The 259-nt window shown below is 60.2% G+C and carries 1 protein-coding gene; it reads right to left on the minus strand.

The annotated features are described in order from the left end of the window. A partial coding sequence (locus SB719_RS21055; RefSeq protein WP_412159870.1) for a hypothetical protein occupies positions 1-259 on the minus strand: 259 nt, incomplete at both ends.

Below are 259 nucleotides of genomic sequence, written 5' to 3' on the forward strand. Positions count from 1 at the left end.
CTGCTAGCTGGTCACACGATTCGCTATCCAGCACGCGCTGGATCTCTGCTGTCCAGCCATACCAACTCGCAATGCGCGTGATCTCGCGCGTTGCCTTTGCGCGCCATGTTGATTCGGCCGGGAGCGGGGCGGAGAAGGCTTCAAAGCGCTGAAAGTGTCGCCACGCTTCGGACTCGGCGTCGGTTCTGACGACCTGCGGTGAAGGCGTCGCTTCGCCAAGAAGTTGCCTAAGTCGCGATACCTTTTCCCGTGACATACG

The sequence above is a fragment of the Pantoea sp. SIMBA_079 genome (assembly GCF_046940275.1).
Lineage (GTDB): Bacteria > Pseudomonadota > Gammaproteobacteria > Enterobacterales > Enterobacteriaceae > Pantoea > Pantoea borealis.